Origin of the sequence: Chelatococcus sp. YT9, from assembly GCF_018398315.1 — a bacterium.
In the GTDB taxonomy this organism is placed as follows: domain Bacteria; phylum Pseudomonadota; class Alphaproteobacteria; order Rhizobiales; family Beijerinckiaceae; genus Chelatococcus.
Map to the genome: position 1 here is coordinate 3,966,358 of NZ_JAHBRW010000001.1, position 16,202 is coordinate 3,982,559.

At 64.1% G+C, this 16,202-nt stretch carries 16 protein-coding genes; 13 read left to right on the forward strand and 3 right to left on the reverse strand.

Annotated features, from left to right (window positions below; genetic code table 11):
* Positions 1-32 precede the first annotated feature (32 nt).
* Positions 33-1,148, forward strand: coding sequence for a molybdenum ABC transporter ATP-binding protein (modC, locus tag KIO76_RS18355; RefSeq protein ID WP_213324588.1), 1,116 nt, complete (start codon positions 33-35; stop codon positions 1,146-1,148).
* An 11-nt stretch (positions 1,149-1,159) separates the two neighbouring features.
* On the opposite strand, the gene KIO76_RS18360 is transcribed toward modC, so the two are convergent.
* The gene (locus KIO76_RS18360; protein ID WP_213324589.1) at positions 1,160-1,594 is read right to left on the reverse strand and encodes a winged helix-turn-helix domain-containing protein; all 435 of its coding nucleotides are present in this window, start codon (positions 1,592-1,594) and stop codon (positions 1,160-1,162) included.
* Positions 1,595-1,827: 233 nt separating this feature from the next.
* Here KIO76_RS18360 and KIO76_RS18365 point away from each other — a divergent pair, with 233 nt between their 5' ends.
* Positions 1,828-4,188 (forward strand): Tex family protein, encoded by a 2,361-nt coding sequence (locus tag KIO76_RS18365; protein WP_213324590.1) that lies wholly within the window; start codon positions 1,828-1,830, stop codon positions 4,186-4,188.
* A gap of 210 nt (positions 4,189-4,398) precedes the next feature.
* Here KIO76_RS18365 and KIO76_RS18370 read toward each other — a convergent pair whose 3' ends face one another.
* Together KIO76_RS18370 and KIO76_RS18375 are read right to left on the reverse strand one after the other, a co-directional pair.
* Complete coding sequence (locus KIO76_RS18370; RefSeq protein ID WP_213324591.1) at positions 4,399-5,298, reverse strand: amidohydrolase family protein; 900 nt, start codon at positions 5,296-5,298, stop codon at positions 4,399-4,401.
* A 159-nt stretch (positions 5,299-5,457) separates the two neighbouring features.
* Positions 5,458-5,685: a hypothetical protein gene (locus KIO76_RS18375; RefSeq protein ID WP_213324592.1), complete on the reverse strand. Its 228-nt coding sequence runs from the start codon at positions 5,683-5,685 to the stop codon at positions 5,458-5,460.
* 214 nt (positions 5,686-5,899) lie between these two features.
* On the opposite strand from KIO76_RS18375, the gene KIO76_RS18380 reads away from it, so the two are divergent.
* The 11 genes from KIO76_RS18380 to KIO76_RS18430 all read left to right on the forward strand — a co-directional run bounded on the left by KIO76_RS18380 (position 5,900) and on the right by KIO76_RS18430 (position 16,192).
* Entirely contained in the window at positions 5,900-7,012 is a 1,113-nt protein-coding gene (locus tag KIO76_RS18380) for an ROK family protein (RefSeq protein ID WP_213325337.1), read from the forward strand.
* Positions 7,013-7,261: 249 nt separating this feature from the next.
* Positions 7,262-7,627: an NADH-quinone oxidoreductase subunit A gene (locus KIO76_RS18385; RefSeq protein WP_213324593.1), complete on the forward strand. Its 366-nt coding sequence runs from the start codon at positions 7,262-7,264 to the stop codon at positions 7,625-7,627.
* A 23-nt stretch (positions 7,628-7,650) separates the two neighbouring features.
* Complete coding sequence (locus tag KIO76_RS18390; RefSeq protein WP_502761893.1) at positions 7,651-8,202, forward strand: NuoB/complex I 20 kDa subunit family protein; 552 nt, start codon at positions 7,651-7,653, stop codon at positions 8,200-8,202.
* Positions 8,203-8,216: 14 nt separating this feature from the next.
* A complete protein-coding gene (locus tag KIO76_RS18395; protein ID WP_213324595.1) occupies positions 8,217-8,876 on the forward strand; it encodes an NADH-quinone oxidoreductase subunit C in 660 nt (219 codons plus the stop codon).
* Positions 8,877-8,881: 5 nt separating this feature from the next.
* Positions 8,882-9,328 carry a GFA family protein gene (locus KIO76_RS18400; protein WP_213324596.1) on the forward strand — a complete coding sequence of 149 codons (447 nt, stop codon included), beginning with the start codon at positions 8,882-8,884 and terminating at the stop codon, positions 9,326-9,328.
* Entirely contained in the window at positions 9,325-10,515 is a 1,191-nt protein-coding gene (locus tag KIO76_RS18405) for an NADH-quinone oxidoreductase subunit D (RefSeq protein ID WP_213324597.1), read from the forward strand. Before KIO76_RS18400 ends, KIO76_RS18405 begins: the two co-directional genes overlap by 4 nt.
* A 24-nt stretch (positions 10,516-10,539) precedes the next feature.
* A complete protein-coding gene (gene nuoE / locus KIO76_RS18410; RefSeq protein ID WP_213324598.1) occupies positions 10,540-11,490 on the forward strand; it encodes an NADH-quinone oxidoreductase subunit NuoE in 951 nt (316 codons plus the stop codon).
* 6 nt (positions 11,491-11,496) lie between these two features.
* Entirely contained in the window at positions 11,497-12,798 is a 1,302-nt protein-coding gene (gene nuoF, locus KIO76_RS18415) for an NADH-quinone oxidoreductase subunit NuoF (protein WP_213324599.1), read from the forward strand.
* A gap of 6 nt (positions 12,799-12,804) precedes the next feature.
* Positions 12,805-14,886 carry an NADH-quinone oxidoreductase subunit NuoG gene (gene nuoG, locus KIO76_RS18420; protein ID WP_213324600.1) on the forward strand — a complete coding sequence of 694 codons (2,082 nt, stop codon included), beginning with the start codon at positions 12,805-12,807 and terminating at the stop codon, positions 14,884-14,886.
* 12 nt (positions 14,887-14,898) lie between these two features.
* Positions 14,899-15,942 (forward strand): NADH-quinone oxidoreductase subunit NuoH, encoded by a 1,044-nt coding sequence (gene nuoH / locus KIO76_RS18425; protein ID WP_213324601.1) that lies wholly within the window; start codon positions 14,899-14,901, stop codon positions 15,940-15,942.
* Between the two features lie 7 nt (positions 15,943-15,949).
* Positions 15,950-16,192, forward strand: a complete 243-nt coding sequence (locus KIO76_RS18430) for a hypothetical protein (RefSeq protein WP_213324602.1) — start codon at positions 15,950-15,952, stop codon at positions 16,190-16,192.
* The last annotated feature ends 10 nt before the right edge of the window (positions 16,193-16,202 follow it).

Sequence of the window (16,202 nt, forward strand, 5' to 3'; positions counted from 1 at the left end):
ATCCACGAAATAGCAATCATGAATAGCAGTTCATGAGTATCGACATCGACGTCACCCACCGGCTCGGCGCCTTCCGCCTCGTTGCCTGTTTCAGCGGCGGCGCGGGCGTGACAGCGCTGTTCGGCCGCTCGGGCTCGGGCAAGACCTCGCTCATCAACATCATCGGCGGCCTGCTGCGGCCGGACCGGGGGCGCGTGGTGATCGACGGCGTCACGCTCGTCGATACCGACCGCGGCATCTTCGTGCCGAAGCATCGCCGGCGCCTGGGTTATGTCTTCCAGGAAGCGCGCCTCTTTCCGCATATGAGCGTGCGCCGCAACCTCCTCTATGGACGCGGCTTCGTGCCGGCTGGCGAGCGCATCGCCATGGAGCCGATCGTCGACATGCTCGGCATCGGCCACCTGCTCGACAGGCGGCCGGCCGGTCTCTCGGGCGGCGAGAAGCAGCGCGTGGCCATCGGGCGGGCGCTTCTCGCCAGTCCACGGCTTCTCTTGATGGACGAGCCGCTGGCTGCTCTCGACGAGAGCCGCAAGGGTGAGATCCTGCCCTACATCGAGCGCCTGCGTGACGAGATGCGGCTACCGATCGTCTATGTCACCCATTCGGTGAGCGAGGTCGCGCGGCTCGCCACCACGCTGGTCGTTCTCAATGCCGGCGAAGTGGCGGCGGCGGGCCGGGCGGCCGATGTCATGCAACGCCTCGATCTGTCTCCGCTGACGGGGCCGGAAGGCGCGGGAGCCGTGGTTGATGGAAGAGTCTCCGCCCAGGATAGGACCTATGGCCTGACGGTTGTCGCGACCCTGGCCGGCGAGCTCTTCATCCCGGCCGTGGCGAAGGCGGTCGGCGCCCCCGTCCGCCTTCATATCCGGGCGCGCGACGTCATGCTGGCGACGCGGCGGCCCGAGGATCTCAGTGCGCTCAATGTCATCGAAGGCGTCGTCGCCGAAGTCGGCGAGGCCGCGGGCGCGGCGGTGGACATCCGGCTCGACTGCCGGGGCGTGCCGCTTCTGGCGCGGTTGACGCGGCGCTCCCTGGAGGGGCTGGCGCTCGCACCGGGCAGGACGGTCTTCGCCGTGGTGAAAGCCGTTTCGTTCCTGCCGGAGGAGCGCGGGGAAGAGGGGCATTCGGCAGCGGACGCCGCCGACTGAGCCTCGTTCCGTTACTCCGTCGCCACAGCCTCCGCCAAGGCGTCGAGATCCGCAGCAACCGCTGCATGGGCGGTGCGTTCGAGCCGGCGATAGCGCGCCACGATATCCTGGCCGAGGGGGGTGAGCACCGCGCCGCCGCCGCGCGGGCCGCCATGCTGGGTAGCGACCAGCGGCGCGCGAAAGGCCCGGTTGAGACTGTCGATCAGCAGCCAGGCGCGGCGATAGGACATCTCCATGGCACGGCGGGCGGCCGATATGGAGCCGGTCTCGCCGATGAGCTCCATCAGCCTGATCTTGCCGGGGCCGAGCGCGCCCTGCTCGCCCAGATCGACCCGGATCGTCAGCCGGCCCGCTGGCCCCTCGGGATTATGCGTGAGGCGCGTGACGCCCCGGGCGGGCAGGGGCGCCGCAGGGGGGGGCGCTGCCGCAGTCTTCAAGTTCGCCATGGCCGCGATGTCCGTTGTCGACGCAGGGAGCGAATTGTGCTGTGGCTTCGGTCCGCTGTAAAGCAATCCACAACGCTCCGCCATCGATGCCAGGTGATTGCCTGTCAAGGTCTTGAAATGGCCACGTGCCCGGCCTTTGGCTATGGGAAGAAATCGGAGACCATGACCGGCCTGGAGCCAGGCCTCATATCCTCCGGAATGACGACCGTCACATAGGAATTTGCGGGAGCCCGATGGTATCCATCAATCAGCGTATCGCCGACGAGCTGGGCGTTCAGGAAAAGCAGGTCACAGCCGCCGTGGAGCTGTTGGACGGCGGGGCGACGGTGCCCTTCGTCGCACGCTACCGCAAGGAGGCGACCGGCGCCCTGGATGACGCGCAACTGCGCACGCTTGATGAGCGGCTTCGCTATCTCCGCGATCTCGAGGAGCGCCGCGCCGCTGTCCTCGCCAGCATCGCCGAGCAGGGCAAGCTCGATGCCGCGCTGGAGGCGGCGATCAATACGGCCGATACCAAGGCGCGGCTGGAAGACATCTACCTGCCGTTCAAGCCGAAGCGCCGCACCAAGGCGCAGATTGCCCGCGAGGCGGGGCTCGGGCCGCTCGCCGAGGCGCTTCTGGCCAGGCCCGCGCTCGATCCGGCCGCGCAGGCGGCCGCTTTCGTGAATGCCGACAAGGGCATTGCCGACACCCAGGCGGCGCTCGACGGCGCCCGCGCCATCCTGGTCGAGCGCTTTTCGGAAGATGCGGACCTCATCGGCCATCTGCGCGAGGAGGTTTGGACCCGGGGCAAGGCCACCTCCAAGGTCCGCGACGGCAAGGAGACGGCCGGCGCCAAGTTCGCGGACTATTTCGATTTCAGCGAGCCCCTGGTGAAGCTGCCGTCGCATCGCATTCTCGCGCTCTACCGCGGCGAGAAGGAGGAGATCCTCGACATCCGCATCGAACCGGAACCGGAGGCGCCGCCCGCGGTCAAGGCAGGAACGCCGCAGCCCGGCACTTACGAGCGGCGCATCGCGCATCGCTTCGGCATCGCCGACCAGGGCAGGCCCGGCGACAGATGGCTTGCCGAGACCGTGCGCTGGGCCTGGCGCACCAAGATCCTCGTGCATATCAGCGTGGACCTGCGCGGCCGGCTCTGGCAGGCCGCCGAGGACGAGGCGGTGAAAGTCTTCGCCGGCAACCTGCGTGATCTCCTGCTGGCGGCGCCGGCCGGCACCCGCGCCACCATGGGCCTCGATCCCGGCTTCCGGACGGGCGTGAAGGTGGCTGTGGTGGACGCGACTTCACGCGTCGTGGCGACGGCGACCATCTATCCGCATGAGCCGCAGCGGCGCTGGGACGAGGCGATCGCGACGCTGGCGGCGCTCGCGGCGCGCCACAAGGTCGAGCTCGTGGCGATCGGCAACGGCACGGCCTCGCGCGAGACCGACAAGCTCGCCGCCGAGCTCATCCAGCGCTACCCCGACCTCAAGCTCACCAAGGTCATGGTGTCGGAGGCCGGCGCCTCGGTCTATTCGGCCTCCGCCTTTGCCTCGCAGGAACTGCCGGACCTCGACGTCTCGTTGCGCGGGGCGGTCTCGATCGCACGTCGTTTGCAGGACCCGCTGGCGGAACTCGTGAAGATCGATCCGAAATCGATCGGCGTCGGACAGTACCAGCACGACCTCAGCGAATCGAAGCTGTCGCGCTCGCTCGATGCGGTGGTCGAGGACTGTGTGAACGCGGTCGGCGTCGACGTGAACACGGCGTCGGCGCCGCTGCTCGCCCGGGTCTCCGGCGTGGGGGAGGGGCTTGCCCAGAACATCGTGCTCCACCGCGATGAGAACGGCCCCTTCCGCAAGCGCAGCGACCTGAAGAAGGTTGCGCGGCTCGGGCCGAAGGCCTTCGAGCAGGCGGCCGGCTTCCTGCGTATTCCCAATGGTGACGATCCGCTCGATGCCTCCAGCGTCCATCCGGAAGCCTATCCGGTGGTACGCCGCATTCTGGAAGCGACGAAGAGCAATATCCGTGGCCTCATCGGCAACACGACGGTGCTGCGCGGCATCCAGCCGGCGCGCTTCACGGACGAGACCTTCGGCCTGCCGACCGTGACGGACATTCTCAAGGAACTGGAAAAGCCTGGTCGTGACCCGCGCCCGGCCTTCAAGACCGCGACCTTCCGCGAGGGCGTGGAGAAGCTGAGCGATCTCGAGCCCGGCATGATGCTCGAGGGGGTCGTCACCAATGTCGCGGCCTTCGGCGCTTTTGTCGACATCGGCGTGCACCAGGACGGGCTCGTCCACATCTCCGCGATGGCGTCGACTTTCGTGAAGGACCCGCGTGCGGTCGCCAAGCCCGGCGACATCGTGCGGGTCAAGGTTCTGGAGGTTGACCAGGCGCGCAAGCGCATCGCCCTGACCATGCGCCTCGACGACGATGTCACGCGGGAGCCGCGGCGTGGCGGGTCGGAGAGGCAAGGGCCACGTTCAGCCACGCCACAGGCGAGCCGCCCGCCCCAGCGTCAGCAGCCCTCCCCAAAGGAAGCGGGCGGCGCCTTGGCCGACGCGCTTAGACGGGCCGGCTTGAAGGGTGGCAACGAACCGCGCCGCTGATGGCGCGTCCTCTCGCGACGACGACCACCGCTTGCTCCCTGGAGGGAGCGGTCGCGCCGCAGGCGCGGGCGAGGGAAGGCCCCCGCGGCGGAGAACGACTGCCCTTCGCCCCAGCCCTCTCCCCGCGGGGAGAGGAAAACGTGCGCGTACGGCCCCTTTCCCCATGGGGCAGGCCGGGCGGCAAAATCGGCGTCTGGGTGGCGCGCCATCTTACGTCAGCCGATAGATCCGCTCGGCATTCGTGGCGAGCAGCTTGGCCTGCTCGGTGGGCGTGCTGCCGCGGAGAAGGACGTGGGTCGCCGCTACCCAACGCGTGAGGCTGCCGCTTAGGGTGCAGACCGGCCAGTCGCTGCCCCAGACCAGTCTGTCCCAGCCGAAGGTCGCGATCACATGCTCGGCCGCCGGGCGAAGATCCTGCAAGGTCCAGTGAATTGGGGCGGCGTAGGAGATAAGACCGGAAAATTTGCAGGCCACATTGGGCAGGTGGGCGAGGGCGGCCAGATCTCTCTTCCACGCGTCAAGCTCGCCACTCCCTGGCTTTCCACAATGGTCCAGCACGAACTGCACGTCAGGGCATTTGGCTGCGAGGGCGGTTGCAAGCGGCAACTCATGCCCGAGAACGCACAGGTCGAATGTCAGGCCGAGCGGCCCGAGCCGCTGCAGGTTGTCGACGAGAAACGGGCTTTCATAGATGCCAGGTTTGCCCTGAAAGACATGCCTGACGCCTTTAACATGAGGATAAGAGCCCAGCCTCTCGATGTGTTCGGGAAAAGAAGGCAGGTCAGGCCGACATCCTGCGATCGCACCGGCTACGGGAGGACCGAGACCCGTCACGTGAACAACTTCCGCCTCAACCTGTTCAGGCGACACGTCGACTTCCATGTGCAAGGCGGCGGAAATCCCCAGGAGCTTCGCCTCACTCCAGTACTCTGTGAGGTCGAACGTACGCTGCAGCCGTGGCTCGGTTGAGATCCAGGGATAGGTAAACCGTTTGGGCTCGATCAGATGAAGATGCGTATCGATGATGGGCTGCGCATTGGAAGACGATGAACCGGCCGCTTCGGCTTGTGCTTGATCCCGCGCGTCGTCTGCAAGGAATTGATCGACCATTCCGCCCTCTCGGTCTGTGGACGGATGTCCTGATTCCCCTTCGAGCGTCCGTCACACCTCCTTCCACGATAGAAGGTATCCTCCGGCGGGCACAAGTGCGTGACCGATAGCGTCATGCACGCGGGTCTGCCATGAGCCGCGTGCATGAGCCCATCAGGCCTATTGGCGCATGCGGGTAAGCTCCCAAAGCGCCGCGAGCTTCTCAGGCGTGAGCGTTTCGCCGCTTTCCGTGCGTACCCAGGCGATCTCCTTGTTCCCGGGCTTCTGCGTCATCGCGAAGGCAACGGCATCGTCCAGCGTTTCGAAATCGATGGCGTCGCGTTCGCTCGCTTCCCGGTCCGCCGACCAGTATTGCAGACGCGCGGGCTTATTGAGTTCGGCATGCATGCAAGCCTCCTTCTCTGATTGGTCATCGGGGGAACGATCGGCGGGCGGATCTGTTCCCCCATGCGTTACCCAGCCTTTCGACCAGAGCTCAGCCGGAACAATCACTGCCGAGCGCGGGTTGGGACAGACGGCAGACAAGCTCAAGCCTCCGACAATGCCAGATCGAGCTCGCACAAAGGCACCGATGAAGAACACAGCCGCCAAGGGATCCGCGATGAAGTCCGGAAAAGCTTCAAAAGCTGACGAAGATAAGTCCGATGCCCCGGACACACCGCCAGCGGTGGGGGTGCATGGGGCGGAGGTTCTGCCATCCGTAATCGTCGAAACCTACAATGCGGAGCTCAAGGATGACGAGGGTTTCGTCGGCGACCGCGCTTCCAAGGGAGCCTTCACGGAAATTCTCGATAATTTGCGCAAGACCCTGCGGGAGTATGGCGACGATCCCCTCGGCGAGGAGAAAACGGACGCCATCAAACGGAGCAAACTCGAGGCCATTCTGGTCAAGGGCGAGCCGGCGGCGGCTGGATTGGTAATGAGCGCCATCGAGGACTACGCGCAGGAGTTGACGGCCGTGATCCGCCGCTTCCGGCGACAGAAGTCCTGGTCTAGCGTTGAACGGATCGTCTTCGGCGGCGGCTTCCGTGACAGCCGCGTTGGCGAACTCGCCATCGGCCGCGCGTCCGTCCTTCTGAAGGAGGAGGGGCTCGGGGTCGAACTCACTCTCATCCGCAATCATCCCGACGAGGCCGGACTGATCGGAGCGGTGCATCTGGCCCCATCCTGGATGTTCGCGGGCCATGACAGCATATTGGCGATCGATATCGGGGGGACCAACATCCGTGCCGGCGTCGTCCATCTTAAGCAGAAAAAGGCGCCGGATCTCGGGAAGGCCTATGTGTGGGAAACGGAGATCTGGCGCCATCGGGACGAAAAGCCGACCCGAGAAGCGGCCGTAAAGAGGCTCGTCGGAATGCTCGAAGGCCTCATCGAAAAAGCTGTCAAGGCCGAGCTTACGCTCGCGCCTTTTATCGGCGTCGGCTGCCCTGGGGAAATCGCCAGCGACGGCTACATCACCAAGGGTGCGCAGAACCTGCCCGGAAACTGGGAAAGCAGCCGCTTCAATCTTGCGCACGAACTGCAACAGGCAATCCCGGTGATCGGCGATCATGAAACCGCAGTGCTGATCCACAACGACGCGATCGTTCAGGGGCTGAGCGAGGTTCCCTTCATGACTGATGTGGAGAGGTGGGGGATCCTGACCATCGGCACCGGCCTGGGCAACGGCGTCTTCGTCAATCGCCGCAAGGGTGATGGAAAAAACAGTTAGCCAAGCTTAGCATTGTTTCCAATGTTTCGGCGCGATAACGCACCTGCGATAACCGATGCGGCAGCGCAGCACTTGCTTCATGAGGCCCAATGGAATAAGCCTCCCCCGCAGATGCGAACCGCTCTAAAGGCGCAAATTCTCCAAGCGGGGCTTTAGCTTCGTGGACAGGGTGGGCGGCGCGAGGGTTGCATCGTTCACACTGAGTCGTTTTTCGCCCCGCGCGTTGCGGACCATGCCTGCGAGTTCCGGATGCAAAGCCTCCTGGCCGACTATCTGCCGCTCGTGATTTTCATCGGCGTATCGCTCGTCATCGGGCTTGCGCTCTTGATATCGCCCTTCATCGTGGCCTATTCGCGGCCGGATCCCGAAAAGCTGTCAGCCTACGAATGTGGCTTCAACGCTTTCGATGACGCGCGCATGAAATTTGATGTGCGCTTCTACCTCGTGGCGATCCTCTTCATTATCTTTGACCTTGAAGTGGCCTTCCTGTTCCCCTGGGCGACCGTGTTCGGTGAGCTTGGCTGGGCCGGCTTCTGGTCGATGATGCTCTTCTTGGGCGTTCTCACGGTCGGCTTCATCTACGAGTGGAGAAAGGGAGCCCTGGAATGGGATTGATCACTGACGCCAAGGAGCCGGGCATGGCGCCGGCGGGTGGTGGTCTTATCCTGCCGCAGGGTGGGGCCCAGCCGCCGCGCCACGATTCGTTTTTTACGGGTCTGAACGATGAGCTCGCCGACAAGGGTTTCCTCGTCACGTCCACCGACGAGCTCATCACCTGGGCGCGCACCGGCTCGCTGATGTGGATGACCTTCGGTCTCGCGTGCTGCGCCGTGGAAATGATGCAGGTGTCGATGCCACGCTATGATGTCGAGCGCTTCGGCTTCGCGCCGCGGGCCTCGCCGCGGCAGTCGGACGTCATGATCGTCGCCGGCACCCTGACGAACAAGATGGCGCCTGCACTCCGTAAGGTCTACGACCAGATGCCGGAGCCCCGCTACGTCATCTCCATGGGTTCATGCGCCAACGGCGGTGGCTACTACCACTATTCCTACTCGGTTGTGCGCGGTTGTGACCGCGTCGTGCCTGTCGACATTTATGTGCCAGGGTGCCCGCCGACGGCGGAAGCGCTCCTATACGGCGTCCTCCTTCTCCAGAAGAAGATTCGCCGCACCGGCACCATCGAACGCTGATTGCGGGTGATCGCATGACGACGGATATCGACCCTAACGCGGCCAAGGACGAGACCCTCGAGGTTCCGGCTCCGCTTGGCGAGCTCGAAACGCTCGGAGCCCACGTGATTGGCGCTTTGGGGGAGGGCATAGAGGCGGTTGTCGCCTTTGGCGAGCTCGCCATTCTGGCTCCTGCCAGCGACATCCTCCGCGTCCTGAAGTTCCTTCGGGACGATCCCGTTTGCCGCTTCGTGAACTTCACCGACATCTGCGGTGTCGATTATCCGGCGCGCCCGATGCGCTTCGATGTCGTCTACCATCTTCTGTCGCCGTCATTTAATCGGCGGATCCGCGTGAAGGTTCAGGCGGATGAGGGAACCCGCGTGCCGAGTGCAGTCGGCATATTTCCCGCGGCTGACTGGTTCGAGCGTGAAGTCTACGACCTTTATGGGGTCATCTTCTCCGGCCATCCGGATCTCAGGCGCATCCTGACCGACTACGGTTTCGAGGGGCATCCGCTGCGGAAGGATTTCCCGCTGACCGGCTTCGTCGAAGTTCGCTACAACGACAGCGAGAAGCGCGTGGTGTACGAGCCGGTGCGCCTGAACCAGGAGTTCCGCAACTTCGACTTCCTGTCACCGTGGGAAGGGACCGAATATATCCTTCCCGGCGATGAAAAAGCGAAGGGGAATTGACCGCGATGGCTTCCGCTGCATCATCGGCTATCCCCGGGGGCTGTCTTTGCGGCGCGGTTCGTTTTTCGGCCGTGCCCGCCAAGCACGAAATGGATGTCTGCCATTGCGGCATGTGCCAGCGGTGGAGCGGTGGCGTCTTCATGACAGTGCCCTGCGCGGAGATCACCGTCGCTGACGAGAGCGCGTTGGGCGTCTATCCCTCTTCCGAATGGGGCGAGCGCCTTTTCTGCAAGACGTGCGGGACGAGCCTGATGTGGCGTTTGCGCGGGCAGCAGGGAGGGAACGTCGCCGTCTCCATGCAGAGCTTCGACGACAAGTCGTCCTTCGTCTTCGCCGAAGAGATCTTCATCGACGAAAAGCCGGATCTCTATAGTTTTGTGGGGGACCGCCCCCGCAAGACCGGCGCCGAGATCATGGCTGAATTCGCCGCACAACAGGCGGGATCAGAATGAGCGAGCACGAGATCCGCAATTTCTCGATCAACTTCGGTCCGCAGCATCCGGCGGCCCACGGCGTGTTGCGCTTGGTGCTGGAGCTCGACGGCGAGGTTGTCGAGCGCGTCGATCCGCATATCGGGCTGCTGCATCGTGGCACTGAGAAGCTGATAGAAGCCAAAACCTATCTGCAAGCCGTGCCTTATTTCGACCGGCTCGACTATGTCGCGCCGATGAATCAGGAACACGCGTTCGCGCTCGCAGTGGAGCGGCTGCTCGGCATTACCGTGCCGAAGCGCGGGCAGCTCATCCGCGTGCTCTATTCGGAAATCGGGCGGCTTCTCTCGCATCTCCTCAATGTCACCACGCAGGCCATGGACGTCGGCGCGCTGACGCCGCCACTGTGGGGCTTCGAGGAGCGCGAGAAGCTGATGGTCTTCTACGAGCGGGCCTCGGGCGCGCGCATGCATGCGGCTTATTTCCGGCCCGGCGGCGTGCATCAGGACCTTCCGCCGAAGCTCATCGACGATATCTATGCCTTCTGTGATCCCTTCCTGAAGGTCTGCGACGATCTCGAGGATCTGCTGACCGAGAACCGCATCTTCAAGCAGCGCAACGTCGATATCGGCGTTGTCAGCCTTGATGAGTGCTGGGCTTGGGGGTTCTCGGGCGTGATGGTCCGCGGTTCAGGCGCGGCCTGGGATCTGCGCAAGTCGCAGCCCTACGAGTGCTACGAAGAGCTCGATTTCGACATTCCCATCGGCAAGAACGGCGACTGTTACGACCGTTATTGCATCCGTATGGAAGAGATGCGGCAGTCCGCCTCCCTCATGAAGCAGTGCTGCGAGCTGTTGCGCTCGCCGGCAGGGCAGGGGCCGCATTCCGCCGTCGACAACAAGATCGTGCCCCCGAAGCGCGGTGAGATGAAGCGCTCGATGGAAGCGCTCATCCATCACTTCAAGCTCTATACCGAGGGCTACCACGTGCCCGCCGGTGACGTTTATGCCGCTGTCGAGGCGCCCAAGGGTGAATTCGGTGTCTATCTCGTGTCCGACGGCACGAACAAGCCCTACCGGTGCAAGATCAAGGCGCCGGGGTTTGCGCATCTACAGGCGATGGATTTCCTGTGCCGCGGACACATGCTCGCGGACGTCTCGGCTATCCTGGGGTCGCTCGACATCGTGTTCGGGGAGGTTGACCGGTGACCATGATGATGAGGAGCTGCTGATATGGCTGTTCGCCGTCTTGCGCCCCCCGATGTCCAGCCTTCGTCCTTCGCCTTCACGGCGGAGAACGCTGTCTGGGCAGGCGAGCAGATCGCCAAATATCCCGAGGGCCGGCAAGCCTCCGCCGTCATTTCACTGTTGTGGAAAGCGCAGGAGCAGTGTGGGGGATGGCTGCCTGAGGCCGCCATCCGGAACATCGCCGAGCTTCTCGGCATGGCCTATATCCGTGTACTGGAGGTGGCGACCTTCTACACGATGTTCAACCTGGAGCCGGTCGGCAAATATTTCGTCCAGCTCTGCGGCACGACGCCGTGCATGGTTCGCGGCGCCGGTGCGCTGCGGGATGTCCTGCAGGCTCGCTTCGGCGATCAACATCATGTCTCGGCGGATGGCAATTTCTCCTGGCTCGAGGTGGAATGCCTCGGTGCCTGCTGTAACGCGCCGATGGTGCAGATCAACGACGACTACTATGAAGATCTGACGCCGGAGAGCCTGAATACTCTTCTCGACAATTTGGCTGCCGGCAAGCCGGTCAAGATCGGTCCGCAGAATGAGCGCACGTCGTCTGAGCCCGAGAGGGGCCTGACCTCCCTGACCGATCCGTCCCTCTATGACGGCTCCGTCATCGGCTCATGGAGGAAGCGCTTCGAAGAGGAAGAAGCCAAGGCCAAGGCCGCTGCCGAGGAGAAGGCGAAGGCTGAGGCTGCTGCGGCGGCGGCAGAAGCGGCCCAGGTCAAGGAACCGAAGAAGTCCGCCGGCACGCGTCCCGAGCAGCAGGCCGCCGATAGCCCGGCCGAGCGCGTCGCGGACGGCAAGGCGCCGGTGTCCGCAGCCGATAACACGAAGGCGGCGCCCGCCAATCCGACCGAGGAGAACGAGCGGGCGAAGGACAGGGGCACTGCACCGACGGCGCCTGCCAACCCGTCCAATCCCGACGACAAGGCGAAGGGGTGAGCGGCCATGCTTCATGACAGGGACCGCATCTTCACTAATCTCTACGGCTTGCAGAGCCCCGGCCTGAAGGCGGCGCTGATGCGCGGCAACTGGGACGGCACGAAGTTCCTGCTGGAACAGGGCCGTGACTGGATCATCGACGAGATGAAGAAGTCGGGCCTGCGCGGTCGTGGCGGCGCGGGCTTCCCGACGGGTATGAAGTGGTCCTTCATGCCGAAGCAGTCGGACGGGCGGCCTCATTATCTGGTCGTCAATGCGGACGAGTCGGAGCCTGGTACCTGCAAGGATCGGGAGATCATGCGGCACGATCCGCATCTCTTGATCGAGGGGTGCATGATCGCCTCCTTCGCCATGGGCGCGCATGCCGCCTACATCTACATCCGCGGCGAATACATTGCCGAGCGCGAGGCATTACAGCGGGCCGTTGACGAAGCCTATGAGGCAAAGCTCATCGGCAAGGACAACGTTCACGGCTATCCCTTTGATCTTTATGTGCATCACGGCGCCGGCGCCTATATCTGCGGCGAGGAAACGGCCCTTCTGGAAAGCCTCGAAGGCAAGAAGGGCATGCCGCGGCTGAAGCCGCCATTCCCTGCCAATATGGGCCTCTATGGCTGCCCCACCACCGTCAACAACGTCGAGTCGATTGCGGTCGCTGGCACCATTTTGCGGCGCGGCGCGGCCTGGTTTGCGAGCTTCGGCCGGCCGAACAATGTGGGCACCAAGCTCTATGGCATCTCCGGCCATGTGAACACGCCCTGCGTCGTCGAGGAATCGATGAGCATCCCGTTCAAGGAGCTGATCGAAAAGCACGGCGGCGGTATCCGCGGCGGTTGGGACAACCTGCTGGCGATCATTCCCGGCGGCGCGTCCTGCCCCGTCATCCCGGCCGAGCAATGCATGGATCTGATCATGGACTTCGACGGCACCCGCGCCGTGAAGTCGAGCTTCGGCACGGCCGGCGTGCTCGTCATGGACAAGTCCACGGACATCGTCAGGGCGATCGCGCGGATCTCATACTTCTTCAAACACGAAAGCTGCGGCCAATGCACGCCCTGCCGCGAAGGCACGGGGTGGATGTGGCGCGTGTTGAACCGTATGGCTGAAGGTCGCGCGCAGAAGCGCGAGATCGACGCGCTCCTCGACGTGACCACGCGGATCGAGGGACACACCATTTGCGCTCTGGGCGACGCGGCCGCTTGGCCGGTCCAGGGGCTCATCCGGCATTTCCGTCCCGAGATCGAGCGGCGGATCGACCAATATGCGGCCAATCCGCATAGCGAGCCTGTTCTGCAGGCGGCGGAGTAAGACGAGATGGCGAAGATCATCGTCGACGGCAAGGAGATCGAAGTCCCGGCGGAGTACACGCTCCTCCAGGCCTGCGAGGAAGCGGGCGCCGAGATTCCGCGCTTCTGCTATCACGAGCGTCTGTCGATTGCCGGCAATTGCCGCATGTGCCTTGTCGAGGTGAAGGGCGGCCCGCCGAAGCCGGTGGCCTCCTGCGCCATGGGCGTGCGTGACCTGCGGCCTGGGCCGAACGGCGAGCCGCCGGTGGTGTTCACGCGCTCACCGATGGTGAAGCGCGCGCGCGAAGGGGTGATGGAGTTTCTCCTCATCAACCATCCGCTGGACTGCCCGATCTGCGACCAGGGCGGCGAGTGCGACCTGCAGGACCAGGCGATGGCCTATGGCGTCGATACGAGCCGCTATGCCGAGAACAAGCGGGCCGTCGAAGACAAATATATCGGTCCCCTTGTCAAGACGTCGATGAACCGCTGCATCCATTGCACACGCTGCATCCGTTTCACCACGGAAGTCGCCGGCGTGCCGGATCTTGGCGCCATCGGCCGCGGCGAGGACATGGAGATCACGACCTATCTCGAACACGCCATGCGGTCCGAGCTGCAGGGCAACGTCATCGACCTCTGCCCGGTCGGAGCATTGACGTCGAAGCCTTACGCATTCCAGGCCCGTCCCTGGGAGCTGTCGAAGACGGAGTCCATCGATGTGATGGACGGGCTCGGCTCGGCGATCCGCGTCGATGCGCGCGGGCGTGAGGTGATGCGCATCCTGCCGAGGACCAACGACGCGGTGAACGAGGAGTGGATCTCGGACAAGACCCGCTTCATCTGGGATGGCCTGCGCCGCCAGCGACTGGACCGGCCGTATCTGCGTGAGAACGGCAAGCTGCGTCCGGCATCATGGAACGAGGCTTTCGCGGCCATCGCGGCCAAGGTCAAGGCCACAAAGCCCGAGCGGATCGGTGCCATCGTCGGTGATCTGGCTTCCGTCGAGGACAGCTTCGCCCTGAAGGCTCTGGTGGAGAAGCTCGGTTCTGCCAATATCGACGGACGCGGCGACAGCACCGTGCTCGATCCGAAGCTCGGGCGCGCCAGCTATCTCTTCAACGCAACCATCGCCGGCGTCGACGACGCCGACGCCATCTTGATCGTCGGCTCCAATCCCCGTGTTGAAGGTTCGGTGCTGAACGCTCGCATCCGCAAGCGTTGGCGCAGCGGTCCTGTTTCGATCGGGCTCGTCGGCGAAGCTGTCGATCTCACCTATCCCTATGATTATCTCGGGGCTGGGCCTTCGACACTCGCCGACTTGGTGAAGGGCGACCATAGCTTCGCGAAGGTGCTTGCGGAGGCCGAGCGGCCGCTGATCATCCTAGGGCAAGGCGCCCTGACCAGAGAGGATGGTGCTGCCGTTCATGCGCTTGCCGCCAAGCTCGCGCTCGCAGTCGGCGCCGTCAAGGACGGTTGGAACGGCTTTTCGGTGCTGCATACGGCTGCCTCGCGCGTTGGTTCGCTCGAGCTCGGCCTGGTACCGGGCGAGGGTGGGCTCGATGCCCGCGCGATGACGGGCGCCGGTGCGCTGGACGTCTTGTTCCTCCTCGGCGCAGACGAGGCCGAAATCGCTCCCGGCGCCTTCGTGATCTATCAGGGCACCCACGGCGACAATGGCGCCCATCGCGCTGATGTCATCCTGCCAGGCGCTGCCTATACGGAGAAATCCGGCACCTACGTGAATACCGAGGGCCGGGTGCAGCTCGCCAACCGCGCCGCGTTCCCGCCTGGCGACGCGCGCGAAGACTGGGCGATCCTGCGGGCACTGTCTGACGTTCTTGGCCACCGGCTCCCATTCGATAGCTTGAGCCAGCTCCGCCAGGCTCTTTATGCGGCTTATCCGGAGTTCGCGGATATCGACAGCGTGCTCGTCGGCGATCCGGCAGCGCTCGAGACCCTGGCGTCCGCCGCGGGAGCGCCCAGCGACGCGGCATTCGTCTCCGCGGTCGCGGACTTCTACCTGACCAACCCCATCGCGCGCGCGTCGACGGTGATGGCCGAATGCTCGGCCCTTGCCCATGGTGCCGTGCGACAGGCCGCCGAATAAGGGGCTCGATTGATGGACCTTTTCCTCACGATCGCGCTCATCGTCGGCAAGAGCCTGTTGCTCCTCGTCGCGCTCCTGATCCTCATCGCCTATCTCCTGCTAGCCGACCGCAAGGTGTGGGCGGCGGTGCAGCTCCGCCGCGGACCGAATGTGGTCGGTCCGTTCGGCCTCTTCCAGTCCTTCGCCGACCTCCTGAAGTTCGTCTTCAAGGAGCCGGTAGTTCCGGCGGGCTCGGACAAGGCGCTTTTTCTGCTCGCGCCGCTTCTAACCTGTGTACTGGCGCTCGCGGGCTGGGCCGTGATCCCGGTGGCGGAGGGGTGGGCGATCGCCGATCTCAACCTCGGCGTGCTTTACGTGCTCGCCATCTCGTCGCTCGGCGTCTACGGCATCATCATCGGTGGCTGGGCCTCGAACTCGAAATATCCCTTCCTGTCCGCGCTGCGTTCCGCTGCCCAGATGGTGAGCTACGAAGTCTCCATCGGCTTCGTCATCATCACGGTTCTGCTGTGCGTCGGCTCGCTCAACCTCACCGCCGTCGTGCAGGCGCAGGAGACGCGTGGCCTGGCGACGATGCTCGGCGTGCCGTGGCTCTCCTTCCTCAACTGGTACTGGTTGCCACTTCTGCCGATGCTGGTGATCTTCTTCATCTCGGCGCTTGCGGAAACGAACCGCCCACCTTTCGATCTCGCCGAAGCGGAATCGGAGCTCGTGGCCGGCTTCATGGTCGAATATTCCTCGACGCCGTATCTCCTGTTCATGCTCGGCGAATATGTGTCGATCGTGCTGATGTGCGCGATGACGACCATCCTGTTCTTCGGGGGCTGGGCACCGCCGATCGCGCTGCCGCCGTTCACCTGGGTTCCCGGCATCATCTGGTTCATCCTGAAGGTCTGCCTCGTCTTCTTCATGTTCGCCATGGTGAAGGCCTTCGTGCCGCGCTATCGCTACGACCAGCTCATGCGGCTCGGCTGGAAGGTCTTCCTGCCGATCTCGCTGGCGATGGTCGTTATCGTGGCCGCGGTGCTGCAGCTGACGGGTTGGGCCCCGACGCCGTGAGGCTGTTGTGGTGTTGTCGAACGCCGGTTTGATCGGCGCCTTGATCGGTTTCGCGGTGGGGGTGTTGAACCGGTGGATCATCCTCAGGATGGTCGAACATCATGTGCAGGCTGTCGACGACGTGTCGCCGACAGAGGAGGAAATGGCGACATTCGCGGCCAGGACCAGGCGGTTCCGGCGGCTTCTGCTCGCCAAGTCGCTGATTGTCTTTCCGGTCGTCGGCTACGCCCTGGGCGAGGCCCTCGATTGAACGTAACGCG

Bases quoted from the DNA above. Each gene is read 5' to 3' on its own strand.
- modC (WP_213324588.1), top strand. From the start codon at position 33: ATGAGTATCGACATCGACGTCACCCACCGGCTCGGCGCCTTCCGCCTC.
- KIO76_RS18360 (WP_213324589.1), bottom strand. From the start codon at position 1,594: ATGGCGAACTTGAAGACTGCGGCAGCGCCCCCCCCTGCGGCGCCCCTG.
- KIO76_RS18365 (WP_213324590.1), top strand. From the start codon at position 1,828: ATGGTATCCATCAATCAGCGTATCGCCGACGAGCTGGGCGTTCAGGAA.
- KIO76_RS18370 (WP_213324591.1), bottom strand. From the start codon at position 5,298: ATGGTCGATCAATTCCTTGCAGACGACGCGCGGGATCAAGCACAAGCC.
- KIO76_RS18375 (WP_213324592.1), bottom strand. From the start codon at position 5,685: ATGCATGCCGAACTCAATAAGCCCGCGCGTCTGCAATACTGGTCGGCG.
- KIO76_RS18380 (WP_213325337.1), top strand. From the start codon at position 5,900: ATGAAGTCCGGAAAAGCTTCAAAAGCTGACGAAGATAAGTCCGATGCC.
- KIO76_RS18385 (WP_213324593.1), top strand. From the start codon at position 7,262: ATGCAAAGCCTCCTGGCCGACTATCTGCCGCTCGTGATTTTCATCGGC.
- KIO76_RS18390 (WP_502761893.1), top strand. From the start codon at position 7,651: ATGGCGCCGGCGGGTGGTGGTCTTATCCTGCCGCAGGGTGGGGCCCAG.
- KIO76_RS18395 (WP_213324595.1), top strand. From the start codon at position 8,217: ATGACGACGGATATCGACCCTAACGCGGCCAAGGACGAGACCCTCGAG.
- KIO76_RS18400 (WP_213324596.1), top strand. From the start codon at position 8,882: ATGGCTTCCGCTGCATCATCGGCTATCCCCGGGGGCTGTCTTTGCGGC.
- KIO76_RS18405 (WP_213324597.1), top strand. From the start codon at position 9,325: ATGAGCGAGCACGAGATCCGCAATTTCTCGATCAACTTCGGTCCGCAG.
- nuoE (WP_213324598.1), top strand. From the start codon at position 10,540: ATGGCTGTTCGCCGTCTTGCGCCCCCCGATGTCCAGCCTTCGTCCTTC.
- nuoF (WP_213324599.1), top strand. From the start codon at position 11,497: ATGCTTCATGACAGGGACCGCATCTTCACTAATCTCTACGGCTTGCAG.
- nuoG (WP_213324600.1), top strand. From the start codon at position 12,805: ATGGCGAAGATCATCGTCGACGGCAAGGAGATCGAAGTCCCGGCGGAG.
- nuoH (WP_213324601.1), top strand. From the start codon at position 14,899: ATGGACCTTTTCCTCACGATCGCGCTCATCGTCGGCAAGAGCCTGTTG.